The sequence below is a fragment of the Mesorhizobium sp. M0340 genome (assembly GCF_040321535.1).
In the GTDB taxonomy this organism is placed as follows: domain Bacteria; phylum Pseudomonadota; class Alphaproteobacteria; order Rhizobiales; family Rhizobiaceae; genus Mesorhizobium.
Window position 1 is genome coordinate 23,982 of the sequence record NZ_JAMYRR010000019.1, and the last position, 24,800, is coordinate 48,781.

The window sequence follows — 24,800 nt, forward strand, 5'->3', positions numbered from 1 at the left end:
AAGCCCGAATGCCGCTGTCTCCAGACTTGTGCCTTAAACCCCAGCCGGATTGAAAAATGTTCGCAAGCTACAGACCGATTCTCTCGCTGCTGCGCGGCACCGCGTTCCTGCTGGCGGCATCCGGGCTGCACGGGCTGCTGTTGCCGCTGCGCGGCCAGGTGGAGGGCTTCTCGACAGCATCGCTCGGCCTGATGGGCACGGCTTGGGCCGGCGGCTTCGTCACCGGCTGCTTCTTTGCGCCACGCATCGTGCGCCGCGCCGGTCATGTCAGGGCTTTCGGCGCCTTTGCCGCATCTGGGGCGATCGTCGCACTCCTCACCGGCCTGATCATCGACGAATATACCTGGATCCTGCTGCGCGCCTTCACCGGCTTCACCATGGCCGGCGCCTTCATGGTGATCGAGAGCTGGCTGAACGAGAAGGCCACCAACGAAAACCGCGGCACCGTCTTCGGCCTCTACATGATGGTCACCTATGCCTCGATCATGGGCGGTCAAATGATCGTGGCCGGCGGCGATGTGAAATCGGCGTCGCTGTTCATGATCACCGGCATTCTGTTTTGCCTGTCGCTGATCCCGACGGCGGTCTCGACGGCGTCGCACCCCAAGCCGCTGCAGGACGTGTCGCTTGACGTCAAAGGGCTCTATGTCAATTCGCCGGTATCGGCGATCGCCTGCGTGCTGATCGGCATTGCCAACGGCGCCTGGGGCACGCTTGGTGCCGTTTATGGAGCGCGCATCGGCATCTCGACGGCCGAGATCGCGCTGATGATGAGCCTGGTGGTCATCGCCGGCGCCGCCATGCAGCTTCCGGCCGGGCGGCTCTCCGACACGACGGACCGTCGTTTCGTGCTGGCGGGCGCGGCTTTCGGCGCTGCGCTGTTCGCCATCGCCATCTTCCTGTTCGAACCGCGCTCAGGCGTCTTCGTCATCGTCTGCACCGCCGCCTACGGCGCCTTCGCCTACACGCTCTATTCGATCGCGGTGGCGCATGCCAATGACCATGCGCGATCGGAGGACTTCGTCAAAGTGTCGGGCGGCCTGCTGCTGCTTTATGGCTTCGGCACGATGATCGGTCCGCTGCTGGCCGCCGGCCTGATGGGCTGGATGCGCCCCGAGGGGCTGTTCCTGGCCACTGCGCTCGCGCATCTCTGCCTGGCCGGCTACACGCTGCTGCGCATCAGCCGTCGCGCGCCGGTGCCGATCGAAGGCCGCGATGCCTTCAAGACCCAGCCGGCCGATCGCTCGGTAACGCCGGAAGCGTTGCGGCTCGACCCGCGCAGAAAAGCTGAAACCGACGGTTGAGATTCGAGGCGCTTTGCCCCACAAATAAGGCATGATGCTTTCCGACGCCTTCATGGCGATTGCCGATCCCAACCGGCGCCATCTCTTGGAAGAGCTCCGGCGCGGACCGAAGACCGTCAACGAATTGGCATCCGGCTTGCCGGTGTCCCGCCCGGCCGTTTCGCAGCACCTGAAGGTGCTGCTTGATGCCGGACTGGTCAACGCCAAGCCGGAAGGCACCAGACGCGTCTATACGGTCAGCAACGCCGGCTTCCTGAAGCTCAACATCTGGCTCGACCAGTTCTGGGATGCGGAGCAGCTCGGTTCATCCGGAAGCTGAAGGGCGTCGTCAGCACGTCGGCAACTATGCAGCTTCAGGCCTAAAGCAATCCAGGAAAAAGTGTGAAACGGTTTTCCGTCCGGAGTTGCGCAAAAACAAAAGAGATAGAGCGGTCCGGCGTTTCCGTGAAACGATGAACCACTCTAGCCATTGTTGTAGGGGAAGAGCTTGAAATAAGGCTGCGCTTCCTCGATCACACGGGCAACCGAGGGGCGTTGCAGCAACCGGTCGTGATAGCGCCTGACCGCAGGATATTCGTCTCCGAACGGCTCGACCTTGTTGGCGTAGAACAGCGCGGGGGCGGCAGCGCAGTCGGCCATGGTGAAGCTCGCGCCCACCGCCCATGTCCTCGACTGCATGTCCTGTTCAATGATGGCGTAGGAGCTGCGCAGCTGGGCGCGGGCCTGCTCGACGCCGAACGGATCGGTCTTGCCCTCCGGCCGCAGCCGGTCGCCAACGATCTTCTGCATCGGTTCCTGGACGTAGAAGTCATAGAAGCGGTCGGCGAGCCGGGTCTGGCGAGCGAGATCGAAATCGGCGGGGATCAGTTCGACTGGCCCAGGATAATACGCGTTGAGATATTCGATGACGATCGTCGATTCCGGTACGGTCCGGTCCAGCGCTTCATCGCGCAGCACCGGCATCTTGCCGAGCGGCCACAATTTCAGAAACGCCGCGCGCGACTGTTCATTGCCGAGATCGACAACGACGGATGTGAATGGCGTGCCGTTCTCATAGAGCGCGATCAGCGGTTTCCAGCAGAAGGAGGCCAGTGGATGAAGGTGCATAATCAGGGACATTGTTTGTCGTTCCTTGGGTTGTTTGTCTCGCGGCGTCGGGGTCGGATAACTATCTGGCCTGGCTGTGGGCGACGATGGCATCGATGATCGCGGCCCAGTCGTCGGGATGCAGCTCGTGGCCGCCGCCCTCGATCCGGAGCAGCCTTGCACCGGCGACCGCGTCGGCAAGAGCGGCGCCATGCTCGACTGGAAAGATGGGATCGTCGGTGCCGTGGATAACAAGGAGCGGGATTTTCATGTCGCGCAGCCGACCGGTCCAGTCCTCGCCGCTCCCATCTTCGCCACTCTTGAGCATGAAATGATTGGTCGCACTTAGAAAACCGCCGGACCGGTCATAATCTTCTTCGACGAAAGCCCGTGTTCGCTGCTCGTCGAAAGAGTGCGCCGCACCGGTGAGCGCATGCGCGTCCTTAACGATGAAATCGACCACTTGGCCCCGGTTCGCCCAGTCGACCTTCGCGCCTTCGGCCGAATGTCTCCTATAGGCCTCGGTGGTTCCGGGCAGATGCGACGTATCGATGCCCAAGGGCGAGCTGCTGATCACCGTCAGCGAAGTGACACACGACGGGTATTTCAACGCCACGAGCTGCGCGATCATGCCGCCCATCGACATGCCGACCATATGCGCCTTTCGCATTCCATGGTCGTCAAGGACGCGGATAGCATCCTCCGCCATGTCGTCGAATGTATAAGGCGGCTCGCCCGGCGCGTATTTGGTCGAACGGCCGGTATCGCGATTGTCGTAGCGGATCACGAAGCGACCCTCGCCGGCCAGCTTCCGGCAAAACGCTTCGGGCCACCAAAGCATGGAAGCCATCGCGCCCGTGATCAACAACACCGCCGGATGGGCCGGGTCGCCGAAGGTCTGGGATACGATTTCGGGGTGTCCGGCGCTTTTCATGGCTCTCCTCCGTGGGCTTCCAATCTGGTTGCAATTTACAATCAGTTGCACGATATTAAAACCGATACAATAATGCAACCGGTTTTGGAGATTCGCATGAACATCGATCGCCGGTCCGGATGCCCCATCAACCTGTCGCTCGAAGTGTTCGGCGACCGGTGGAGCCTGATCATCCTTCGCGACATCATCTTCGGCGGCAGACGCCACTTTCGCGAACTGCTCAACGGCTCGATGGAGGGCATCGCTTCCAACATCCTCGCCGACCGGCTGAAGCGGCTGATGGAGCTCGGCATGCTGACCAAGACGGGCGATCCCTCCCACAAGCAAAAGGCGATCTACAGCCTGACCGAAATGGCGATTACGCTGGTGCCGATCTTGGCCCATCTCGGCGCCTGGGGCCGCGTCTGGCTGCCGGTCAGCGACGAGCTCTCGATCCGTGCCGAGCTTCTGGAAAAAGGCGGCCCGCCGATGTGGGAGCAGTTCATGAACGAGTTGCGCTACGAGCATCTGGGCACATCTCCCGCGCCAACTGGACCCACTGTCCGCGCGATCTTGCAGGCCGGATACGATGCGGTGATCGCCCGCAAGGCGGAGCGAGTCGGCTGCGATCCAGCGCCATGACCAACTTATTTTCCCAATTGCGGGCTGGCTCTGCTATCAAAGGACTGAAGATAATTTACGGGATGGGATAACGCTCTTGGTCGAGAACTCTAAGGACACTGCCCGTGCGCGGGCCGATTTGCGTTTCAAGAAACAGGAAGAGGCAGCCACGGTGCGCCAGAAGGCGATGGCGGAATATGTCGCCGAGAGCGACGCGCGCCAAGCCAAAACCAACAAGCTGCGGGCGCTGCGCCTCGCCAAGGAAGCGGAAGACCTGGCCAATGCGCCTCCGGTGCCGGTGAAGAAGCCTCGCGCCAAGAAGAAATAAGCCGGCGCTCCCTGGATCCCACTGCTTCCTTTCGTACGCGAAACAGTTTCACCGCGATCTGTTCTGCCGGTTGATAACTGGCGTTTAGGAGACGGCCATGACCGCACTGACGCTCGACAAAGCCCTTGAAATCATCGCCGCCGCCTTTGCCAAGGGTGCCGAGCTCAAGCTCAGGCCGCTTGGCGTCTCGGTGCTCGACGCCGGCGCCCATCTGGTCGCGTTCCAGCGTCAGGACGGCGCGTCGTTCCTGCGTCCGCAAATGTCGGCCGGCAAGGCCTATGGCGCGCTCGCTATCGGCATGGGCTCGCGCCGGGTGGAAGCCTTCGCCAAGGAGCGCCCGCATCTGATCGCCGGCGTCTCCGACGTGTCGGGCGGGCGCGTCCTGCCGGTCGTCGGCGGCGTGCTGATCCGCGACGAGGCCGGCACGATCATCGGCGCCGTCGGCATTTCCGGCGACACGTCCGACAATGACGAAACGGCAGCCATCGCCGGCATCGAGGCGGCTGGCTTTAGCGCCGACCCGGGCTGAGCCGGGATCCTTAATTCATATTGATGTCGCGGCTGGCCGACCGCATCGACACCGAAAAGCCGGCCAGCACGTCGATCAGCGCTATGACCATCAGTGTGAAGAAAACAGAATGGGCGGCGCCCTTCACCAGCAGGAACTCGACTAGATAGGCCACAAAGACGAAGGTCGACAAAAGGTGGTCCATGATCGAGGCATTTGTCGTACGCGTCGACTTCACCACTTCGACGAACAAGAAGATCAGTGCGATCAGCACGATGAGATCGCCGAGGGTCATCGAGAACACGCCACCCGACATCATCCGGACCGAAAACATTTCGGTCGCCCACGGATCGTCGCCGCTGCCGAATATTCCTAGAAGCCCGAGATTGTAGAGGATGAAAGGCACGATCAGCAGCGGGATGGCACCGAACATGTGGCGGCTCCGGTTGGACTGATCTTTGTAGAGTGCGCCCGGCGTTCGCCGTCAAGAATTTTCGTGCGACCGATAAACACGGACAAAGACGGCGTGAAACAACAATGTCAGGCCCGGCTGATACGATCAGTTGTCGCAAACGCAAAAAGACCGGCCAATGGCCGGTCGTTTCGCAACCCATAAACCGTCGAAAGCTCTCTCAGCTTTCCTTCGGCTCCAGAACCTGGCGACCGCGATACATGCCGGTCTTCAGGTCGATATGGTGCGGACGGCGCATCTCGCCGGAGTTCTTGTCCTCGACATAGGTCGGGGCCTTCAGTGCGTCGGCGGAACGGCGCATGCCGCGCTTCGACGGAGAGGTTTTTCGTTTCGGAACGGCCATGGATATGCTCCACTACATGGTCAAAACGCCCCGGAGGCCCTCGTGAAAGGGCCACATCAGGGGCCGGAATCTGAGAAAGTCGGCTGCCTATACACGCCCGATGGCGTTTTGGCCAGCGTCGCCGTGTTTTTTTTTGACACTATCGCAGGCAACCGACATAGGCGCCGGCGCGGCCCGCGCGCCGCTCGATCAACGCGGCAAGCCGCCTCAGTCCTGGCCCGGGCTTCGCTGGATTGCGCACGATCGGGTTCGGCAAGGTGACGGCAAGCAGCGCTGCCTGCCGGCGCGACAGCTGTTTTGCCGAGACGCCGAAATGATGCTGGGCGGCGGCCTCGATGCCGTAGACGCCCGGTCCCCATTCGGCGATGTTGAGGTAGATCTCCATGATCCGCCGTTTCGACAGCACCGCATCGAAATAGACGGCCAGCGGCAGTTCGACGACCTTACGGACCGAGCCCAACGGCCGCGACCATAGATAAAGGTTCTTTACCGTCTGCATGGTGATGGTCGAGGCGCCACGTGTCATCTCGCCTGCGAGCGCATCGTCGACGACGCCGCGCAGCTCGCCCAGATCGACGCCGCGATGGAAACAGAACTGCCCGTCCTCCGACATGATGACCGAATATGCCAGCACCGGCGCGACCTCGTCGATGGAAACCCAGCGCCGATCGTAGCCGGAAAACGTCGCCAGGTCCTTCAGCATCAATGTCGACACCGGATGCACGAATGACGGCAGGTACAGGAAGGTCAGCACCACCGGCACCAGCGCCAGCACGACGGCGACGGCGATGCCGCGCCGGACCCAGCGTTGAAGACCGATGCGGCTGCCGCGTCTCGGTCTTGCCATGTCCAACCCTTCGGTTTCGTGATCGACGATCGGTTCCGCCAAGCCATCCAGTCCGCGCTACTCCCTGCCCCCGGCATAATGGCGCTTGGCTTCTTGCGCAACGTCTGAGTGTCGGCTACCGCTCCCGACCATGACGAAAGACGACCAAATGGCGTTCGAAGCCGCACTTATTGCCCGGGCAGTTCCACTTGAGGCGCTGCTGAGACGGTTGCTCGATGGACGCACGCTTTTGGGCGAGGTCGCGCGGCCCGAACGCCTGATGGCGGCAATGCGACATGGCGTGCTGAACGGCGGCAAACGACTGCGTCCCTTCCTGGTTATGGAAAGTGCTGCACTGTTTTCAGCCGATGGCGAGGCGGCGCTGCGCGTGGCGGCGGCGCTCGAATGCGTGCACTGCTATTCGCTCATCCATGACGATCTGCCGGCCATGGACGACGACGATTTGCGCCGCGGGCAGCCGACCGTGCACAGGGCTTTCGATGAGGCGACCGCCATTCTTGCGGGCGACGCCCTGCTGACGCTTGCCTTCGACATCCTTGCCGACGAGGCGACAATGCTGCCGGCCGAGCGCAGGGCAGCGCTGGTGCTGGCACTGGCCCGTGCCGCCGGGGCGGGAAGCATGGTCGGCGGCCAGATGCTCGATCTCGAGGCCGAACAAAGCCGGCCGGACGAGGCCGGCATCATCCGGCTTCAGGCGATGAAAACCGGTGCGCTGATCCGCTTTGCCTGCGAAGCGGGAGCCATCCTTGCCGGCGCGCCGTCGGGCGACCGCGAAAGGCTGGCCGAATTTGGTTCGGCGATCGGGCTTGCCTTTCAACTTGCCGACGATCTGCTCGACCTGACCGCCGACGCGCATCAGATGGGCAAGGCCACGGGCAAGGATGCCGCGGCCGGCAAGGCGACGCTGGTCGCGCTGCACGGACCGGGCTGGGCGCGGGACCAGCTCCAGGGCCTCGTCGACCAGGCTCATGCGCTGCTCGAGCCTTTTGGCGCACAAGCCGCGCTTCTGAAACAAGCGGCGCAGTTCGTAGCGGCCCGCAACAATTAAAAGCGCCCCCATGGCGCCGTACAGTCACGGAGAATTGCCGACTGTTCGGCCAGATGCCTTGGAGCAGTCGATCGCGACTCCGGCGATGTCGGACCATATGGCTCGCCACGCCAGTTGCCGGGCCATTCTTCAGCCCTCGGCGGCAGGGTTCCGCGGCTAGCGTCGACAGCGGTCAGCCTTCGCCAGTTGCCTTTTCCGCCACGGGCTGCGGAACCGGTTCCAGCTCGGCTGCCGCCGGCTGCGCTTCGGCCGGCTTGCGCCGGTTGCGGATGAAGGCGGCGAGGCGGTCGCGGATTTCGCCGGCGCTGAGGAACACCGGAACGCGCGCCACCGGCGCGGTCGGCTCGAAGGACAGGCCAAGGCCGGTGATCCTGCCCTTGTCGTCGACGTCGCGCACGATCAACTCGATCGGACCGAGCAGCACGCGGTCGGCGTATTCGGCGTGGCCGCCGAGCCGCGTAGTGACCAGGTCGCCGATGCTGAGCTTGCGTTCCGCTTCGGTCAGGCCCGGTGCATAGGCGGTCTCCAGTTCCTCGGCGGAGCGTGACGGATCGACAGCGAAGGCGCCGAAGAAGTCGGCATCCTCGGGATCGACCACGGCACGGCTGGCGAACAGCTTGTCGAGCAGGCGCGGATAGCGGTCCGGCACAAAGATGTAGACGTGGTCGCCGGCCGCCAGCCGGCCCATATCCTGGAAGCGCATTGAGCGTCCGTCGCGCAACACAAGCGATGGCCGCGCCCAGCGCGGAATGCGTTCGCCGCGCGCCACCGGGCTGCCGGGTGCCACGCGGTAGGCGAGAAGCTCATGATGGGCGGAGCCCGGCAGTTCCAATTCGACCTTGTCGAGCGGTCCCAGGCGGGCCGGCACGATAAGGCCGAGGCGGCGCGCCAGCGGCCCGACGGTCCATCCCTGGATGATCAGCGAGACCAGCACGATGATGAAGGCGGTGTTGAAGATGAGGCGGCCGTTCTCCAGGCCGCCGAGCAGCGGCGTGATGGCAAGCAGTATCGACACGGCGCCACGCAGGCCAACCCATGAGACAAAGGCGACTTCCGGGCGTGGCAGGCGGAACGGCACCAGGCACAGCCAGACCGCGATTGGCCGTGCCACAAATATCAGGAACAGGCCGAGCAGCACTGCCGGCACCAAGATCGCCGGAAACTGCGAAGGCGTCGCGAACAGGCCGAGGATCAGGAACATGATGATCTGCGCCAGCCACGACATGCCGTCCTGGAAGCGCTTGAGGATGGTGACGGCCCGGATATCGGAATTGCCGGCAATCAGGCCTGCGAGATAGACCGCCAGGAAGCCGGAGCCGCCGACGGCGCCGGCGGCAGCAAACACCATCAGCGACAGCGTCAGCACGAAGATCGGCAACAGGCCGTGATCGAGATTGAGGCGATCGACAAGACGCACAATGGCCATGCCGCCGAGAATGCCGATGACCGCACCGAGGCCCATGTTGACCAGGAAACCGACGGCAAGATCGGTAACCAGCACCTTTGCCTCGGGGTGGGCGTTGGCGGCGATGACCTCGACCAGCGTGATGGTGAGGAAGATGGCGATCGGGTCATTGGTGCCGGATTCCACCTCGAGCGTGGACCGCACGCGCTCGCGCAAATTGATCTCGCCGGCGCGCAGCAGGAAGAACACCGCCGCGGCGTCGGTCGAGGCGACGGCGGCACCGAGCAGGAAGGATTCCAACCAGGTCAGGTCGAGCAGATAATAGGCGGCGGCGCCGAACAGTCCGGTGGTCAAAAGGACGCCGAATGTCGCCAGCGACAGCGCCGGCCCGGCCGCCTGCCGCAAGGCGTTGAGCGGCGTACCGAAGCCGGAATCGAAAAGGATGACCGCCAGCGCCAACGAGCCGGCAAAATAAGCAACTCGGGCGTTGTCGAAGTGGATGCCGAGACCGTCGGTTCCGGTAGCGAGGCCGATGCAGAGAAACAGCAGCAGGAGAGGGGCGCCGAAACGGAAGGCGATCAAGCTCGAAAACGCGGCGGCAACGACAAGTGCTGCTCCAACAAGCGTCACCAGATAGATACCATGCTCCATTCGTTGGTCGCCCCTAGTCGATATGCTCCGGCATCACGGGAGAGTGGGGCGAAGACATGGCCGCTGCAAGGCAGCAGCGTGGCTTTTTGCCCCACGCTGCCGATCGTCGAAAGTTTTGGCATCCCCGAGCAGCAGAGCGTGCGTTGGCGGTTCGTGCTGCAACGAAAAACGCCCGGACTGAGCCGGGCGTCTTCCAGGTCGAGAAGATGGTTCTGCGATCAGGCGATGGTCTTGCCGAAGGCGACGGCGGTATCGCCCATGCGGTTCGAGAAGCCCCACTCATTGTCGTACCACGACAGCACCGAAACGAAGTTGCCGTCCATGACCTTGGTCTGGTCGAGCGCCACGATCGAAGAATGCGGATCGTGGTTGAAGTCGATCGAAACATTGGGGTGACGGGTAACGGCGAGGATGCCCTTCAGCTTGCCGTTTGAAGCGGCGATCACCACGTCATTGATCTCCTGGACGGTGGTCGGCCGCTTGGCGATAAACTTGAAATCGACGAGCGAAACGTTCGGCGTCGGCACGCGGATGGAGATGCCGTCGAGCTTGCCCTTGAGCTCGGGCAGTACCAAGCCGATGGCCTTGGCGGCACCGGTCGATGTCGGAATCTGCGACAGCGCGGCAGCACGGGCGCGGTAGAGGTCCTTGTGCATGGTGTCCAGCGTCGGCTGATCGCCGGTGTAGGAATGGATCGTCGTCATCATGCCCTTTTCGATGCCGACCGCCTCATTCAGCACGGCCGCCAGCGGCGCCAGGCAGTTGGTGGTGCAGGAGGCGTTCGAGATGACGATGTGATCCTTGGTCAGCTTGTCGTGGTTGATGCCATAGACGACGGTGAGGTCGGCGCCCTCTGCCGGAGCGGAGACGAGAACGCGCTTGGCACCGGCGGTCAGATGGGCGACGGCCTTGTCGCGGGCGGTGAAGATGCCGGTGCATTCGAGCGCGATGTCGATGCCGAGCTCCTTCCAGGGCAGTTGCGTCGGATCCTTGATCGCGGTGACCTTGAATTTTTCCTTGCCGACGATGATCTGGTCGCCGTCAACCGTCACCTCATGCGGAAAGCGGCCATGCACGCTGTCGAAGCGCAGCAGATGCGCGTTGGTCTCGACCGGGCCGAGATCGTTGACCGCGACGACATCGATATCCTTGCGGCCGGATTCATGGATGGCGCGCAGAATGTTTCGGCCGATGCGGCCGAATCCGTTGATGGCAACTCTGACGGTCATTGTTCTCTCCCTGGGAGTTGGAGGCCGAAGATCAAGTCCGCAGCTTCATAACGGCGGACGGGCAAAGAATCCAGCCGCCGAGGCTTGGATTTAAATCGATTAATGCTCCACCGCCCGGCAAAACCGCTATGCCAGCCTTTGCCGGTCGGGGCTCACCTTCATTTGCCGTGCAGACGGGCTTCCGCCGCCTTCACCGTTGCTTCGGCGGTGATGCCGAAATGCGGGTAGAGCTGTTCGATAGTGCCGGAGGCGCCGAAGCCGGTCATGCCGATGAAGATGCCGTCGGTGCCGATGAAGTGATCCCAGCCCTGGCGGATGCCGGCTTCGATGGCAATCTTGAGCGGCGCATTGCCGATCGTTCTGCTGCGATAGTCGGCGCTCTGCTTATCGAACAATTCGAAGCACGGCACCGAGACGACGCGGGTCGCGTGGCCGTGCTTTTCCAACGCCTCGCGGGCGGCCAGCGCGATCTCGACCTCGGAGCCCGAAGCGAAGATCGTCACCGCGGCTTCACCGCTGGCGGCGGCAAGTTCATAGGCGCCGCGGCTGCTGAGGTTTTCCGCAACGAAGTCGTTGCGTACCGTCGGCAGGTTTTGCCGGGTCAGCGCCAATGTCGAAGGCGTCTTTTCCGACTCAATGGCCAACTGCCAGCATTCCGCGGTTTCGACCGGGTCGGCCGGGCGGAAGACATTGTGGTTCGGGATGGCGCGAAGTGCTGCCAGATGCTCGACCGGCTGATGGGTCGGGCCGTCTTCGCCAAGGCCGATCGAATCATGGGTCATGACGAAGATCGAGCGGATGCCCATCAGCGAAGCAAGCCGCATCGCCGGACGGGCATAATCGGAAAAGCACATGAAAGTGCCGCCATAGGCGATAATGCCGCCATGCAGCGTCAGCCCGTTGAGCGCTGCCGCCATGCCGTGCTCACGAATGCCGTAGTGGACATAGCGCTGGCCATAATCGTCGGCGGTGATGTTCTTGGTCTGGCTGGTCTTGGTGTTGTTGGAGCCGGTCAAATCAGCCGAGCCGCCGATGGTTTCGGGCACGGCGCCGTTGATGACCTCCAGCGCCATTTCCGATGACTTACGGGTGGCGACCTTCGGCTTGTCGGCGGCGAGCTTCTTCTTGTAATCGCCAATGACGGCGTCGAAGTTGGCCGGCAGCGTGCCACTGATGCGGCGTTCGAACTCTGCGCGCAATTTGGCGTCGGCCTTGGCAAGCCGGCTTTCCCAGTCGGTGCGCGCCTTGACGCCGGTCCGCCCGGCGGTACGCCATGCGTCGAGGATATCGGCCGGAACCTCGAAGGGCGGATAATCCCAGCCGAAGAATTTTCTGGCGCCGGCGATTTCCTCGGCGCCGAGCGGCGAGCCATGCGCCTTGTTGGTGCCGGCCTTGGTCGGCGCGCCGAAGCCGATCGTCGTCTTGCAGGCGATCATCGTCGGCTTGTCGGAGTGGCGGGCCGCTTCGATGGCATAGGCGATCGCTTCCGGGTCCTGGCCGTCGATATGGCTGGCATTCCAGCCGGACGCCTGGAAGCGGGCGACCTGATCGGTGTTATCGGCGAGCGACACCGGGCCATCGATCGAGATGTTGTTGTTGTCCCAGAAGACGATCAGCTTGTTCAGCTTCAGATGCCCGGCAAGCGCGATGGCTTCCTGGGATACGCCTTCCATCAGGCAGCCGTCGCCGGCCAGCACATAGGTGTAGTGGTCGACGAGATCTTTGCCGAAAGCGGCATTCATGATGCGCTCGCCGAGCGCGAAGCCGACCGAATTGGCAAGGCCCTGGCCGAGTGGGCCGGTCGTCGTCTCGATGCCGGCGGCATGGCCGTATTCCGGGTGGCCCGCCGTCCTCGACCCCAATTGGCGGAACTGCTTGATCTGGTCGATGGTGATGTCTTCGTAGCCGGTCAGATAGAGCAGCGAGTAAAGCAGCATCGAGCCGTGGCCGGCCGACAGGATAAAGCGGTCGCGGTCCGGCCAATGCGGGTTTTTCGGATCGTATTTGAGAAAGCGGGTGAACAGCACCGTGGCGATGTCGGCGCAGCCCATGGGCAGTCCGGGGTGGCCGGAATTTGCCTTCTCGACGGCGTCCATGGCGAGAAAACGGATCGCATTGGCCATCCGGTCATGTTGTTCGCGCGAGGTCATACTTCCTCCAAAATGGGGGTTTGGGCCTTGGGAAAGCCCTTGAAAAGGGTGCGCGACACATAGCAGGCGCGGCCTTTTAGTCAACAAATCGGTGTGCTTTTGCCGGTCTTGTGATGGCCATGCGCGACTTACATTAGCGTTAGCAGGGGACAGTCGCGACAGCTTTATTGACGTGCGGTTCACACGACGGGTAATGTTTCAGGGATAACGCGTTCTGAACGTGGATGATTCGGTGATGGGCAGGGCGCAGGACGAAAGCCATGACCGGGGAAACGACCCTCAAGGAAGTCATTGCCAGGCTGGGTAAGGCCATCGAAGGGCTGGAAAACGCCGTCGCGGCCAAGCTCGAGCACGAGCGGGACTATTCGGAAGCCGAGGCCGAAGTGCAGCGGATGAACGCCGACCGCTCGCGGCTGGCGCAGGAGCTCGACAATTCCGAAGCTCGCGCCGAACGGCTGGAAGATGCCAACAAAGAAGTGTCGCGAAGGCTGGTGACAGCCATGGAGACCATCCGCGCGGTACTGGACAGGTAGGCTAATGGCACAAGTCACGGTTTCCATCGACGGCAAGCAATATCGGATGGCCTGCGACGAGGGCCAGGAAGAGCATCTGATCGATCTTGCCGAGCGCTTCGACCGCTATGTCTCGCATCTGAAGGATTCTTTTGGCGAGATCGGCGACCAGCGGCTGACCGTGATGGCCGGCATCATGGTCATGGACGAGCTTTCGGAACTGCAAAAGCGCGTCAAGGGCATGGAAAGCGAAGTGCTGACGCTGCGCAAGACGCGCGACGATGCACTGACCAAGGCCGATAAGAACGATTCCGTGCTGACCGGAGCGCTCGGCGCGCTGGCCCAGCGCATGGAAGACCTGGCGACGACGCTGGCAGTGAACAAGGCGTAGCGCGTCGCGTCGCCTCATCGACCCGACGCCACTTAACGGCGGAATGGGCAACATATGAGCCGAACAATCGGCGGAAATGCCTGCACGTTTAACCAACCTCCGGTGCTTTTTCGCCAGCGCGGAAATCACTGCTGTATTTCCCGCCTAAGTGACAAAAATTTTTTTGAGGCCGGCCACTATCCTAGCGTCAACAGCCACTTGAAGGATGACGCCGCAGTGTTAGAAATGCAAGCAACGCCGGTGGGGCGTTCAATGCCAGCGGCAAGCCAAACAGGTAGGGACACGCCATGAGCCTTCGCATCAACGACATCGCACCGGACTTCACCGCGGAGACCACGCAAGGACCGATCAGCTTCCATGAATGGATCGGCGACGGCTGGGCGGTATTGTTCAGCCATCCGAAGAACTTTACGCCGGTTTGCACGACCGAACTCGGCACGATGGCCGGGCTCGAAGGCGAGTTCAGGAAGCGCAACGTCAAGATCATCGGCATCTCGGTCGATCCCGTCGAAAGCCACGAAAAGTGGCAGAACGATATCAAGATCGCGACCGGCCATTCGCTGAACTACCCGCTGATCGGCGACAAGGATCTCAAGGTCGCCAAGCTTTACGAGATGCTGCCGGCGGGTGCCGGCGAGAGCTCGGAAGGCCGCACGCCGGCGGACAATGCCACGGTGCGTTCGGTCTACGTCATCGGGCCCGACAAGAAGATCAAGCTGGTTCTCACCTATCCGATGACGACGGGCCGCAACTTCGACGAAATCCTGCGCGCCATCGATTCCATGCAGCTGACCGCCAAGCACCAGGTGGCAACGCCGGCGAACTGGAAGCAGGGCGAGGACGTCATCATCACCGCTGCCGTCTCCAATGAGGATGCCATCAAGCGCTTCGGTGCCTACGAGACGATCCTGCCATATCTCAGGAAGACCAAGCAGCCTTCCGCCTGAGCAGGCAGGGGCGGCACGGAGAAATTTTCGGTTTTCCTGATCCTATGAGCATGGGGTGCTTGACGGCGCCTGGTTGACGGACAACCATGCCTTTCATTTGCCGTGGCAGAGAAAATCCTTCCTGCCGTGGTGAGGGGCGAAGGAGGCTGGGATTGGACGCATTATCGGCCAGGTCGCAGGTCACCGGCTTCTATGACGAGCCGAGCGGGTCCGTCCAATATGTGGTCGCCGACATGGCGACCCGCAAATGCGCCATCATCGATCCGGTGCTCGACTTCGACGAAAGGTCCGGTGCAACGGCAACGAAGAACGCCGACGCCCTGCTCGACTTCGTCAGGGAAAGCGGGCTGGAGCTCGAGTGGATCCTCGACACGCATCCGCATGCCGATCATTTCTCCGCCGCCCATTATTTGAGGGGGAGAACCGGAGCGCCGACGGCAATCGGCGAAAAGGTCATCGACGTCCAGAAATTGTGGAAGGTGATCTACAACTGGCCGGAATTCTCCGCCGACGGTTCGCAATGGGATAGGCTATTCGCCGACGGCGCAACTTTTTCGGTCGGCGGCCTTCCGGCGAGAGTGCTGTTCTCGCCGGGCCACACACTGGCCTCGATCACTTACGTCATTGGCGACGCCGCCTTCATCCACGACACGTTGTTCATGCCGGATAGCGGCACCGCCAGGACAGACTTTCCGGGCGGCAGTGCCGAGCGGCTCTGGCGTTCGATCGAGGACATCCTGGCGCTGCCGGACGAGACACGTCTGTTCGTCGGTCACGACTACCAGCCGGGCGGTCGCGAAGCGCGGTGGGAAAGCACGGTCGCGGAGCAGAAAGCCGGCAACATCCATGTTGCCGGCGGCAAGACGGAAGCCGACTTCGTCGCGCTCCGCCAAGCCCGCGACAGGACGTTGCCGATGCCGCGGCTTATCCTGCACGCGCTGCAGGTGAACATGAACGGCGGACGCCTGCCGGAACCGGAATCCAACGGGCGGCGCTATCTGAAGTTTCCGCTCGATTGCCTGTGAGGAGATGGGTCGCTGGCACTACAGTGCCATCCAAACTTGGCGCCGCCCTCATCGTTCTGCGACGGTCATCCAAGTTATTGATCGTTATTGATCCTGATTCGATTTTTGCGATGTTTGAATCCGATAGGTCCATGCGGGAAGGCGGTGGCGGCAGCCGGATGAGGAGCGGCGCAGAACGCCAGCTAGGTGTTTACTCAGCGTCAGGGTTTTGTTCGGCAGGCTAAATGTTCATACGTGATTTGCCAAGGGTCGCCCTCGGAAGATCTTTCCTCGCCGATCCAATGGAAGTTGTTGGCAGTGATCTCTGTGAAACGCCAACGAGTTTTCAGACCGCGCGAGTCATCGCCGAGCTGGACAATGTCCTTACCCTCGGCTCGGCCGATCTGGCGCGAGTGATCCCGGTTGAGCGGGTCGTTCCATATGATGTGCCAGCCATCGATCCCAGGGTCGAAGATGCGCAGGGTCGTGCCGTACATCGTGGACGGCGCAGGGCGCTTGGGCCTGATCCAAACGTCCTGAATCGCGCGGCCTTCGAGCACCCAGCCAAAATGGCATTCGCCATCCCATTTCTGGATTGTGCCGTCGTCGAGATAGCGGACCGAGTCCATTTCCCAGCTTCCAATTAGCCATCCATAGAGGGCCATGTCTTTCGCCCGATCGGCTGGGGGACCTTCGGATCCAAGAGCGGTCAGAAACGGGGAAATCGTCATCGTCATACTGCCTTTCGTTTCCAACAGACGAGCTCCAACTGCCTGAGGCAGCCCCAGCGGCCCGTTATCGGCGGCCCGTTATCGCGCCACTTGCAGCGAGCGCCGGGTTGTGGAATGCGCCGGTCGGCGCCGGAATATCGACGCCACAGCTTGCAGCGTTACGGTCTTCAGGGCTTGGGGAAAATTGCTGTAATGCCGTTATCAATGCGATCGTCTGCGGACGCCATAGCGAGGCTACGGCAGTTACGGCGGCGGATCGGACATCCGCGTGCAGCGGTGTTGCGATAACGACATTCATAAACAAGGATCTAAGCGCATCGCACAAGGCCGGTCGAACGCGACGCGCTTTAGAAAAACGGCGGCGCCAGTTACCTGACGCCGCCGTTTTTTGGTTCTCTTGGAGGCCTACGCAGCCGGCTGCGCCTCAATCGTGCGCAACGCCTGCGTCTGGCGCTTGGCCGCGGCCTTGACCGCGTCCTGCACCTTCTCGAAGGCGCGCACCTCGATCTGCCGCACCCGCTCGCGGCTGATATCGAACTCGGCCGACAGCTCTTCCAGCGTCAACGGCTCATCGGCGAGGCGGCGCGCCTCGAAGATGCGACGTTCACGGTCGTTGAGCACGGCAAGAGCGCCGGACAGCATGCCGCGCCGGTTTTCCAGCTCGTCCTGCTCGATCAGCATCTCTTCCTGGCTTTCGTGGTCGTCGACCAGCCAGTCCTGCCATTCGCCGGACTCGCCTTCACTGGCCCGGATGGGCGCATTGAGCGAGGCGTCGCCCGACAGACGGCGGTTCATCGACACGACTTCCGCTTCCGAGACGTTCAGCCGGGTGGCAATCTCGGTGATCTGGTCGGGCTTCAAATCGCCTTCATCGAGCGCCTGGATCTTGCCCTTCACCTTGCGCAGGTTGAAGAACAGGCGCTTCTGGTTGGCGGTGGTGCCCATCTTGACCAGGCTCCACGAGCGCAGGATGTATTCCTGGATCGAGGCCTTGATCCACCACATCGCGTAGGTGGCGAGACGGAAGCCGCGCTCCGGTTCGAATTTCTTGACGGCCTGCATCAGACCGACATTGCCTTCCGAGATCACCTCGCCGATCGGCAGGCCGTAGCCGCGATAGCCCATGGCGATCTTGGCGACGAGCCGAAGGTGGCTGGTGACGAGCTTGTGCGCAGCCGTGGTGTCCTCATGCTCGGCGTAGCGCTTGGCGAGCATGTACTCTTCCTGCGGCTGAAGCATCGGAAAGCGGCGGATTTCTTCCAGGTAGCGGCTGAGACCGCCTTCGCCGGAAACGATACTGGGTAATGACTGGGCCATGATAGCGCCCCCTCTCTATTGGAGTGATGCCCCCGAAACGCGGCGGGCATGTGGCGCGAATGCCAAAGGCACATTCGCGCCAACCGACATATATAGGAACAAAACCAGAAAGACAGGCATTTGTTCAGCACGAAACAGTGTGTCACGCTGAAGTGAACAACGCCGGTCAGGTTTTCAGGTGGTTGGTTCAGAGCTTGCGGAAGCCGTCGACGAGTTCCTCCATGTCCCACGGTATCGCTGCTTCGAACCTCATCGTTAGATGGGTATCGGGATGGCGAAATGCAAGGAGGCGGGCGTGCAAAGCTTGTCGCGGAAACGCCTTTACCTTGCTCCTTAGCGGCTCGGGCAACCGGTTGGCCTTGGTTCGGAAAGCCTGGCCGTATTCGGGATCGCCGATCACTGGATGGCCGATATGGGCCATGTGGACGCGTATCTGGTGGGTGCGACCGGTTTCCAGCCGGCATTCGACCAGGCTCGCCGTGGCGAATTCCTGCTGCTGCTCGCCAAAGCGCTCGACGACGGTGAAATGCGTTATGGCATGGCGCGCATCGTCGCGGCCTTGCGGCACCACGGCACGGCGTACCCGGTCGGCGGCGCGGCCGAGCGGCGCGTCGACCGTCCCGGTCGGCCTTGCCGGTATGCCCCAGACCAACGCCAGATAGGCCCGCTCGAGATCGCCGGTCAGGCCGTGGTCGGCAAAGGCCTCCGACAACGCCTTGTGGGCGCGGTCGGTCTTGGCGACGACCATGACGCCGCTGGTCTCCTTGTCGAGGCGGTGGACGATGCCCGGCCGTCTCACGCCGCCGATGCCGGACAGGCTGTCGCCGCAATGATGGATCAGCGCGTTGACCAGCGTACCGGTCCAGTTGCCGGCGCCGGGATGTACGACCAGCCCGGCCGGCTTGTTGATGACGATCAGCGCGTTGTCCTCGTAGAGGACGTCCAGCGCAATATCTTCGCCTTGCGGCGCCGCCGGTTCAGGCTCCGGCATGTCGACCGACACGCTGTCACCTTGTGCCATCTTGCGCTTCGTCTCTTCGACCTGCCTGCCGCCGATCCTGACCGCGCCTTGCTTTATCAGCATCTGCACCCGGCTGCGCGACATGTCGGGGCCGAGCCTGGCCGCCAACCATTGGTCGAGCCGCTGGCCGGCGGCATCGGCGCCCGCCTCCAGCACGATCGATCCGGCCCCTATTAATTGTCTGACCTCTTCGTTATGAGCGCTCATCGAAAACAGTTCCGGAATCTGCTGCCATGGCCCGGCCGCTTGCCGACGAAGACGAGGAAAAGCCACTCGACCCCGAGGTCGAAAAGGTGCGGAGGAAGCTCGTCCGCTTCGTCGCCATCAATCTCGGCCTGCTGTTCCTCGCCCTTATGGTGGTGATAGCAGCACTTGTCTACAAAGCGCGCAACGCGCCGCCTGCCGCCCCGCCGTTGACCAGTGACTTCCAGGTGCCGATCGGCGAACCGGTCAACGGCGACATCGTGCTGCCGGTCGGCGCCAGGGTGATTAGCCAATCGCTCTCCGGCAATCACCTTTCGATCGACGCCGAGCTGCCCGACGGCAGCCGCGCCATCTTCGTCTATGACATTACCGAGCGCCGCATCGTCGGCCGTTTTGCGATCAGGAACAAATGACCGGTTTTGCCGAACACCGCAGCATTGCCACGGTCGCGCTTGTCGTCGCAAATTATGACGAGGCGATTTCCTGGTATGTCGACCGGCTGGGTTTTGTGCTCACCGAAGATATCGATCTCGGCGGCGGCAAACGCTGGGTCACGATCACGCCGGGCAAAGGGCAGGGCGCGCGGCTGCTTCTCGCCGAAGCATCCGGCGATGCGCAAAGGCACGCCGTCGGCAACCAGACCGGCGGGCGGGTCTTTTTGTTCCTCGAAACCGACGATTTTGCACGCGACCATGCGCTGATGCTCGAAAAAGGCGTCAAGTTCCGCGAAGCGCCACGCCATGAGGCTTATGGCACGGTCGCGGTCTTCGCCGACCTTTATGGAAATCTCTGGGACCTGATCGAGCCAAAACGATAGGCTTGCAGCGGATTTTTCGTCTGTGCGAGCAGTGGCCCTGAGCCTAGTTGCTTTTTCCCAGCCGTCAGCCTATATCGCCGGTTCTTGAACGCGCCCATCGTCTAGCGGTCAGGACACCGCCCTCTCACGGCGGGAACAGGGGTTCGATTCCCCTTGGGCGTACCAAGTCTCTCCAAGCTCTCGGCAAACCATCAATCCGATCCATCGCCTTAGGTCGCGGCGGGTTTGGCTCATTGCCGCTTCTGGCGCAGCGGAGCTGATTGCATTAGCATTGCATCATGGGTCTTGAGGCACCGCTTAGCGGCGCGCAGAACGTCGCGCTGACCAGGGCAGTCGATGCCACGCGGGGGGACCCAGATACAGAAACTACAATCGCAAGGCGTCCATCACGCTGGTCGGCACTGCCTGGAGCCGACCTGAGCTACAGCTGCCGGCGGCGGATCGTTTTGGCGAGCTCGGCGAAGGCGCCTCTCCCTTGAAGGGTGGATGCCGGGAATACTCGGCCCTTAGCACCGGCCAGCGAAGCTGCGCGCGACGCGCATGGCTGGGCTCTAAACCCGCCATACTCCAGTTGCAGTATCGTAGCTTCTTTGCCGTTCGAATTTCTCTCAGTCATGGCTTCGCACGATACTAAGATATGCTGCGAACGGCACATCCACGGCGCGCTCAACCATTCGATCTATTCCGGCAAGCCGAAAAGCGTTTGCGCGCCTGCTATTCCTCCGAGCGGATGACTGCCCATGGCGATCATCGGCTCGGTAGTTTCTGCCTCGAACACTGTCGACGCGAGCACCGTCCGTCCCAACGGCTTGCACAGCCCTTCGATGCGGCTGACAAGATTTACAGCCTTGCCGATCGCGGTGAAGTCCAACCTGCCGGCAGTGCCGATATTCCCCCAGAGTATCTCGCCGACATGCAGGCCAATGCCATATCCGAGCTCGGGGCCGCCATTGCGGCGCCGAGTTTGGTTGAGATGATCTATCCCGGCGCGCGTAGCCTTCACGGCTCGGACCGCAGCGTCACATGCGGCATTTGCATCGCGCTCGCCAATCGGGAAAATCGCGAGGACGCCATCACCTATAAACTTGAGAACCTCACCACCAAATGCGTGCACCGCGCCGGCGACGCAATCGAACCAGGCATCAAGTACCAATACGATCTCGTCTGCATCATAAACCTCGGATAGATCAGTGAAACCTCGAAGGTCCGCGCACAGAAGCGCAGCCCGTATCGTCTCTCCCCTTACTCGACGAGAATGACCGTTGAGCACATGTGCTGCACTGCGCTTTCCCAAATATGCTTCGAGCAATGCGCGTTTCGCGGACCGTTCTGCGAGTGCGGTCATCGGAGCCGCAGCAAACCGGGAGATTTGCCGCAGCAGCTCTGACTGCGCATCATCCGGAGTATGGTCGAACGCCCACACCAAAGTCGGTGCGACACCGCCCGCTCGCTCGTCGAACACGATCGCCCGCGTCGTGCCAAGCCACTCCCGCAGCACGAGCCGGGGATCGGCATTCTGGCGGTCGGCGCCTATCCCCAAAGCCTCGACCACTTCACCCCCAGGCGCTCGCCAGAGCCAGATGCGGCGTGAGATAATCGGGTCGGGAGCATCCTGCGCCAGTGCGCCGGCGATGATCGGCAAGCCGTCTTCCATCAAATGCGTTGAGAGCTGCAATAGAAGTCGGCCACCGTCGCCAATATGCGCGGCGTCGTCCAGAAGGAATGAAAGCGAGTTTGCGAGAAGCATCGGTAGAAGATCACTCGGCACCGGCTTATGCTTACGCCTCGAACATCTTCTTGCAACTCCCCATATTCGCTTGCACGGCATTCGATGCGGATGTGACCTGGAGTGAGCGATGGCGGAATCGGTTTACACAGAGATTGAGGTCGCGGCGCCACAAGCGACCGTGTTCGCGCTTTTGACGGATCCGGACCAGATCGTGCGATGGATCGGGACCGAAGCGAATTTGGATGCATCGCCGGGCGGTCTGTTCCTCGTCAATGTCGGTGGTCGCCATATGGCGCGCGGTGAGTTCACCGAGGTGATCCCGGTCCACCGTCTCGCCTACAGTTTTGGCTGGGAAGACAACGAGACCGTGCCGCCCGGCTCCAGCCATGTCGAGATCGACCTGATCGCGAGGGATGCGGGGACACTGATCCGCTTCACGCATAGCGGACTGCCGAACGCAAAGGAGCGTGACAGCCACCGAAAGGGATGGGAGCACTACCTCTCAAGGCTGAAGATCACTGCCGATGGGGGACATGTCGATCCCGATGTGCCGATGAAGAATATGTGATTTTCATCTAAGGGGCCACGGATGCCCGTAATCCGAACCAGGCGCGGCATGCGTCAACGAGGCCCCTTTGACCTGCCGTCGCCAAACCGGCCGCTCGGGAAACCCAGCGACCTGCGGGCTGCCGCACCATTACAGCTGCCGGCGAGGGATCGTTTCGGCGAGCTCGGCGAAGGCGTCCGCGCTCTTGGCGCCTGCGTGGAGTTCTTGAAACTCAGCGCTTCTGGCGCAACGCCTCGGATTGAACTAGCATCCGTTCATCAAAGCTCCGGCCGCACTCCCGCAGGATGCGGAATGCGGAGCGCAGGCGAGCGAGGCCGGGCGCGGTCACATGCCGGGCGCTGATCCAAGCGCGACTGGGCATCCGAACTTCCGTTCGGCGGCAAGACGGCGTGGCCGGGAGGAGTCAGATGCAGAAGCTGCAGTCACAAGGCGTTCATCACGTCACGCTGGTCGGCGCCGGGCGTCAGACCTCGATCGATTTCTGGGAGGGCGTGCTCGGCATGCCCTTCATCTTCGAGCAGCCCAACCTCGACAAAGCCACCGAAAGCCATCTCTATTTCGATCCGGGCGATGGCCGGCTGATCACCGTCTTCACCGACGAGAGCCGCACGCCGGAGAAACGCCGCACGCCGACCGATACGGGCTGCGTCCATCACATCGCGTTTGCGGTGTCGCGCGTCACCTTCCTGCAGGCGGTCGCCCGGCTCGACGAGCGCGGCATCAAGCACAGCGGCGTCAAGGATCGCGGCTTCATGGACTCGATCTATTTCGAGGATCCGCTCGGCCTGCTGATCGAACTCGCCTCCTACCGCTTCGAGCCGCCGGCCGGCTTCAGCCATGCCGACGTGCTGATGCAGGCGCACAAGCTGCGTGTCGCGCGTGGCGACTACAACATCGCCGAGGTGCACCTTGCCGATGCGATCCAGGCGCTTGTCGAGCGTTCGCGCGCGACCTTGTCGGAGGATCGCGCACCGAAAAATCCGTACTGACGGCACGCCGAACAAAGGGAGGATATAATGGCAAAGACAGCAACCAAGAGTGCAAAGAAGCCCGCGGCCAAGGCAGCCAGGCCAGGAGCGAAGCCGGCGGCCGAAGCCGCCGCCAAGTCAGCGGCGAAAGTGGCAAAGCCGGCGACGAAGGTCTCCGCCAAAAAGGCCGCGAAGACCAAGGCGAAACCGGCGAAAAAGCCGGCGCTCACGCTCAGCATGCTGAAGCCCAGCGTCAACAATATGAGCGTTCGGGTGTTTGCACGCGCCGCGGGGCTCGACCATTCCGAAACCGACGTTTGGGGCCTCACGCGTTCGCCCGAATACATGGCGCGAAACCCGGCCCATCTTACGCCGATGATCGAGGACAAGGGCCTGCCGAGAGGTGTCTTGTGGGAAAGCTGCGCCATCATGCAGTATCTCGCCAACAAGCACGGGCTGGAGAAATTATATCCCAAGGCGCCGGCCAAGCGGGCAATGATCGACAGCGCCATGTTCTACCTGATCGGCACGCTCTACCCCTATGTGGCGCGCGCCACCTATCCTGCACTGAATTTCCCGCAATATGCCGGCGAGGTCGGCCACAGCGACGCTCATCCCGACAAGAAGTCGGAAGCCCAGAAGGCCGCTATAGAAGCGATAGCCGAGCCGCTGGAGGTGTTTCACTCCTTCTTCAGGAACGGCAAGCCGTTCATCGGCGGCAAGGACCCGTCGATCGCCGACATCCGTCTGGCGGCGACGCTCGAGTTCCTCGCCGTCATCGACTACGCGTTGCCCCAATGGGCAAAAGACTATATGGCGGCGATCGAGAAGAAGCTCGGCAAGGCCTATGCCGAGCCGGCCGGCGACGTGCGCGGCTATATCGCCTATGTGAGGTCGCAGGCCAACGCCTGAGGCACATGTCAATAGCGGTCGTCCGCACGTCTGCAGGAGCCGGTAATGAACTGGGGATTTTTTTAATCTCCCCTGTTTGAACGATGTGGGGAGCTTAAGGTTTCGTTAACCTAAACCCTTTCTACTGGATCCACCTCCAGCCCGCGACCACGGATGTACTGGCGCGGATGGGAAGCAAAGGTCGGCTGCGCGCCGGCCTTTTGCTTATTTCAGCCCCTGCCGAAGTTGCGCCAGACGGCGTTTCACGACGCCTGCATGGCTGATGAAACGCGTCGCCGCCATCTTGTCATCGCCGCTGTCGGCCCTACCATCGAAGTTCGTCCCGTCCTCGAGGGCGGTTCAAGGATAGAGGCCCTGCCATGAAAAGCGTTGCTGAAATGATCGTGATCGCAGGCGCTATGCTGGTGGGCGCAACCGGTCAATCGAATGCAGCGACGCTCAACACCATGCCCGAGGTCGGGGCTGCCATCCAGGCGTGCTGGACCCCTCCGGCGAATGCCGGGAATTCCACCGTCACCCTGAGCTTCAGCTTCAGGCGCGATGGCACGCTGATCGGCCGGCCCAAGCCGACCGCCATCCGCGTCGCCGGCGAGGAGAAGGCGCGCCAAGCTTTTGTCGACGCGGCGGTCGCGGCCGTGGACCATTGCCTGCCGTTGAGCTTTTCACCCGCGCTGGCTCAAGGCATCCCGGGCAAGGTGTTAACTCTGCAATTCAACTCGCCCAAACAAGAACAGGCTGCACCGCGAGTGAAGGCTTCGCCTTGATCTTTTCCAA

At 62.1% G+C, this 24,800-nt stretch carries 28 protein-coding genes and 1 tRNA gene; 17 read left to right on the plus strand and 12 right to left on the minus strand.

Going from position 1 to position 24,800, the window contains the following annotated elements:
- Nucleotides 1-56: 56 nt before the first annotated feature.
- Nucleotides 57-1,304, plus strand: a complete 1,248-nt coding sequence (locus NKI79_RS24040; RefSeq protein WP_254816543.1) for an MFS transporter — start codon at nt 57-59, stop codon at nt 1,302-1,304.
- A 31-nt stretch (nt 1,305-1,335) separates the two neighbouring features.
- Complete coding sequence (locus NKI79_RS24045; RefSeq protein ID WP_254816544.1) at nt 1,336-1,623, plus strand: ArsR/SmtB family transcription factor; 288 nt, start codon at nt 1,336-1,338, stop codon at nt 1,621-1,623.
- A 143-nt stretch (nt 1,624-1,766) separates the two neighbouring features.
- On the opposite strand, the gene NKI79_RS24050 is transcribed toward NKI79_RS24045, so the two are convergent.
- Both NKI79_RS24050 and NKI79_RS24055 read right to left on the minus strand, forming a co-directional pair.
- Nucleotides 1,767-2,423, minus strand: coding sequence for a glutathione S-transferase family protein (locus NKI79_RS24050; RefSeq protein ID WP_352650787.1), 657 nt, complete (start codon nt 2,421-2,423; stop codon nt 1,767-1,769).
- Between the two features lie 49 nt (nt 2,424-2,472).
- Nucleotides 2,473-3,324 (minus strand): alpha/beta fold hydrolase, encoded by an 852-nt coding sequence (locus tag NKI79_RS24055; protein WP_352805060.1) that lies wholly within the window; start codon nt 3,322-3,324, stop codon nt 2,473-2,475.
- 96 nt (nt 3,325-3,420) lie between these two features.
- Between NKI79_RS24055 and NKI79_RS24060 the strand changes: the two genes are divergently transcribed.
- The 3 genes from NKI79_RS24060 (at nt 3,421) to NKI79_RS24070 (ending at nt 4,781) form a co-directional block, all read left to right on the plus strand.
- Nucleotides 3,421-3,945 (plus strand): winged helix-turn-helix transcriptional regulator, encoded by a 525-nt coding sequence (locus tag NKI79_RS24060; protein ID WP_352650783.1) that lies wholly within the window; start codon nt 3,421-3,423, stop codon nt 3,943-3,945.
- A gap of 76 nt (nt 3,946-4,021) precedes the next feature.
- A complete protein-coding gene (locus NKI79_RS24065) occupies nt 4,022-4,252 on the plus strand; it encodes a hypothetical protein (protein WP_352650781.1) in 231 nt (76 codons plus the stop codon).
- A 97-nt stretch (nt 4,253-4,349) separates the two neighbouring features.
- The gene (locus NKI79_RS24070) at nt 4,350-4,781 is read left to right on the plus strand and encodes a GlcG/HbpS family heme-binding protein (RefSeq protein WP_352650780.1); all 432 of its coding nucleotides are present in this window, start codon (nt 4,350-4,352) and stop codon (nt 4,779-4,781) included.
- A gap of 10 nt (nt 4,782-4,791) precedes the next feature.
- On the opposite strand, the gene NKI79_RS24075 is transcribed toward NKI79_RS24070, so the two are convergent.
- The 3 genes from NKI79_RS24075 to NKI79_RS24085 all read right to left on the minus strand — a co-directional run bounded on the left by NKI79_RS24075 (nt 4,792) and on the right by NKI79_RS24085 (nt 6,473).
- The gene (locus NKI79_RS24075; RefSeq protein WP_023720966.1) at nt 4,792-5,193 is read right to left on the minus strand and encodes a hypothetical protein; all 402 of its coding nucleotides are present in this window, start codon (nt 5,191-5,193) and stop codon (nt 4,792-4,794) included.
- A gap of 199 nt (nt 5,194-5,392) precedes the next feature.
- Nucleotides 5,393-5,575, minus strand: a complete 183-nt coding sequence (gene rpmF, locus NKI79_RS24080) for a 50S ribosomal protein L32 (protein WP_006203806.1) — start codon at nt 5,573-5,575, stop codon at nt 5,393-5,395.
- A gap of 139 nt (nt 5,576-5,714) precedes the next feature.
- Nucleotides 5,715-6,473, minus strand: a complete 759-nt coding sequence (locus tag NKI79_RS24085; protein ID WP_352650819.1) for a biosynthetic peptidoglycan transglycosylase — start codon at nt 6,471-6,473, stop codon at nt 5,715-5,717.
- 79 nt (nt 6,474-6,552) lie between these two features.
- Between NKI79_RS24085 and NKI79_RS24090 the strand changes: the two genes are divergently transcribed.
- Nucleotides 6,553-7,470: a polyprenyl synthetase family protein gene (locus tag NKI79_RS24090; protein WP_352805064.1), complete on the plus strand. Its 918-nt coding sequence runs from the start codon at nt 6,553-6,555 to the stop codon at nt 7,468-7,470.
- 172 nt (nt 7,471-7,642) lie between these two features.
- On the opposite strand, the gene NKI79_RS24095 is transcribed toward NKI79_RS24090, so the two are convergent.
- The 3 genes from NKI79_RS24095 to tkt form a co-directional block, all read right to left on the minus strand.
- Nucleotides 7,643-9,526: a potassium/proton antiporter gene (locus NKI79_RS24095; RefSeq protein WP_352805066.1), complete on the minus strand. Its 1,884-nt coding sequence runs from the start codon at nt 9,524-9,526 to the stop codon at nt 7,643-7,645.
- A gap of 218 nt (nt 9,527-9,744) precedes the next feature.
- A complete protein-coding gene (gene gap, locus NKI79_RS24100) occupies nt 9,745-10,755 on the minus strand; it encodes a type I glyceraldehyde-3-phosphate dehydrogenase (RefSeq protein ID WP_352805069.1) in 1,011 nt (336 codons plus the stop codon).
- A 158-nt stretch (nt 10,756-10,913) separates the two neighbouring features.
- Nucleotides 10,914-12,905, minus strand: a complete 1,992-nt coding sequence (gene tkt, locus NKI79_RS24105; protein ID WP_352805072.1) for a transketolase — start codon at nt 12,903-12,905, stop codon at nt 10,914-10,916.
- A 260-nt stretch (nt 12,906-13,165) separates the two neighbouring features.
- Here tkt and NKI79_RS24110 point away from each other — a divergent pair, with 260 nt between their 5' ends.
- From NKI79_RS24110 to NKI79_RS24125, 4 genes are all read left to right on the plus strand, one after another.
- Nucleotides 13,166-13,438, plus strand: a complete 273-nt coding sequence (locus NKI79_RS24110; protein WP_006200774.1) for a DUF4164 domain-containing protein — start codon at nt 13,166-13,168, stop codon at nt 13,436-13,438.
- Between the two features lie 4 nt (nt 13,439-13,442).
- Complete coding sequence (locus NKI79_RS24115) at nt 13,443-13,808, plus strand: cell division protein ZapA (RefSeq protein WP_254816554.1); 366 nt, start codon at nt 13,443-13,445, stop codon at nt 13,806-13,808.
- Between the two features lie 287 nt (nt 13,809-14,095).
- Entirely contained in the window at nt 14,096-14,755 is a 660-nt protein-coding gene (locus tag NKI79_RS24120) for a peroxiredoxin (protein WP_254816555.1), read from the plus strand.
- Between the two features lie 152 nt (nt 14,756-14,907).
- On the plus strand, nt 14,908-15,780 hold the full coding sequence (locus NKI79_RS24125; protein ID WP_352805076.1) for an MBL fold metallo-hydrolase: 873 nt from the start codon (nt 14,908-14,910) through the stop codon (nt 15,778-15,780).
- A 200-nt stretch (nt 15,781-15,980) separates the two neighbouring features.
- Here the strand turns inward: NKI79_RS24125 and NKI79_RS24130 are convergent, their stop codons facing one another.
- The 3 genes from NKI79_RS24130 to NKI79_RS24140 form a co-directional block, all read right to left on the minus strand.
- A complete protein-coding gene (locus tag NKI79_RS24130) occupies nt 15,981-16,496 on the minus strand; it encodes a hypothetical protein (RefSeq protein ID WP_352805078.1) in 516 nt (171 codons plus the stop codon).
- 399 nt (nt 16,497-16,895) lie between these two features.
- Entirely contained in the window at nt 16,896-17,807 is a 912-nt protein-coding gene (gene rpoH, locus NKI79_RS24135; protein WP_023678514.1) for an RNA polymerase sigma factor RpoH, read from the minus strand.
- A 187-nt stretch (nt 17,808-17,994) separates the two neighbouring features.
- Nucleotides 17,995-19,035: an RluA family pseudouridine synthase gene (locus tag NKI79_RS24140; protein WP_352801775.1), complete on the minus strand. Its 1,041-nt coding sequence runs from the start codon at nt 19,033-19,035 to the stop codon at nt 17,995-17,997.
- Nucleotides 19,036-19,061: 26 nt separating this feature from the next.
- Between NKI79_RS24140 and NKI79_RS24145 the strand changes: the two genes are divergently transcribed.
- The 3 genes from NKI79_RS24145 to NKI79_RS24155 all read left to right on the plus strand — a co-directional run bounded on the left by NKI79_RS24145 (nt 19,062) and on the right by NKI79_RS24155 (nt 20,014).
- Nucleotides 19,062-19,445: a fimbrial protein gene (locus NKI79_RS24145; RefSeq protein ID WP_254816559.1), complete on the plus strand. Its 384-nt coding sequence runs from the start codon at nt 19,062-19,064 to the stop codon at nt 19,443-19,445.
- Entirely contained in the window at nt 19,442-19,849 is a 408-nt protein-coding gene (locus NKI79_RS24150; protein WP_352801777.1) for a VOC family protein, read from the plus strand. Before NKI79_RS24145 ends, NKI79_RS24150 begins: the two co-directional genes overlap by 4 nt.
- A gap of 90 nt (nt 19,850-19,939) precedes the next feature.
- Nucleotides 19,940-20,014, plus strand: a tRNA-Glu gene (locus NKI79_RS24155).
- A 514-nt stretch (nt 20,015-20,528) separates the two neighbouring features.
- Here NKI79_RS24155 and NKI79_RS24160 read toward each other — a convergent pair.
- Complete coding sequence (locus NKI79_RS24160; protein WP_352801824.1) at nt 20,529-21,596, minus strand: adenylate/guanylate cyclase domain-containing protein; 1,068 nt, start codon at nt 21,594-21,596, stop codon at nt 20,529-20,531.
- Between the two features lie 109 nt (nt 21,597-21,705).
- On the opposite strand from NKI79_RS24160, the gene NKI79_RS24165 reads away from it, so the two are divergent.
- The 4 genes from NKI79_RS24165 to tolA all read left to right on the plus strand — a co-directional run bounded on the left by NKI79_RS24165 (nt 21,706) and on the right by tolA (nt 24,790).
- Nucleotides 21,706-22,146, plus strand: coding sequence for an SRPBCC family protein (locus NKI79_RS24165; protein WP_352805082.1), 441 nt, complete (start codon nt 21,706-21,708; stop codon nt 22,144-22,146).
- Between the two features lie 407 nt (nt 22,147-22,553).
- Nucleotides 22,554-23,135 carry a VOC family protein gene (locus tag NKI79_RS24170; RefSeq protein WP_352805084.1) on the plus strand — a complete coding sequence of 194 codons (582 nt, stop codon included), beginning with the start codon at nt 22,554-22,556 and terminating at the stop codon, nt 23,133-23,135.
- Nucleotides 23,136-23,162: 27 nt separating this feature from the next.
- Nucleotides 23,163-24,026 carry a glutathione S-transferase family protein gene (locus tag NKI79_RS24175; protein WP_352805086.1) on the plus strand — a complete coding sequence of 288 codons (864 nt, stop codon included), beginning with the start codon at nt 23,163-23,165 and terminating at the stop codon, nt 24,024-24,026.
- Nucleotides 24,027-24,403: 377 nt separating this feature from the next.
- On the plus strand, nt 24,404-24,790 hold the full coding sequence (gene tolA / locus NKI79_RS24180) for a cell envelope integrity protein TolA (protein ID WP_502909855.1): 387 nt from the start codon (nt 24,404-24,406) through the stop codon (nt 24,788-24,790).
- The last annotated feature ends 10 nt before the right edge of the window (nt 24,791-24,800 follow it).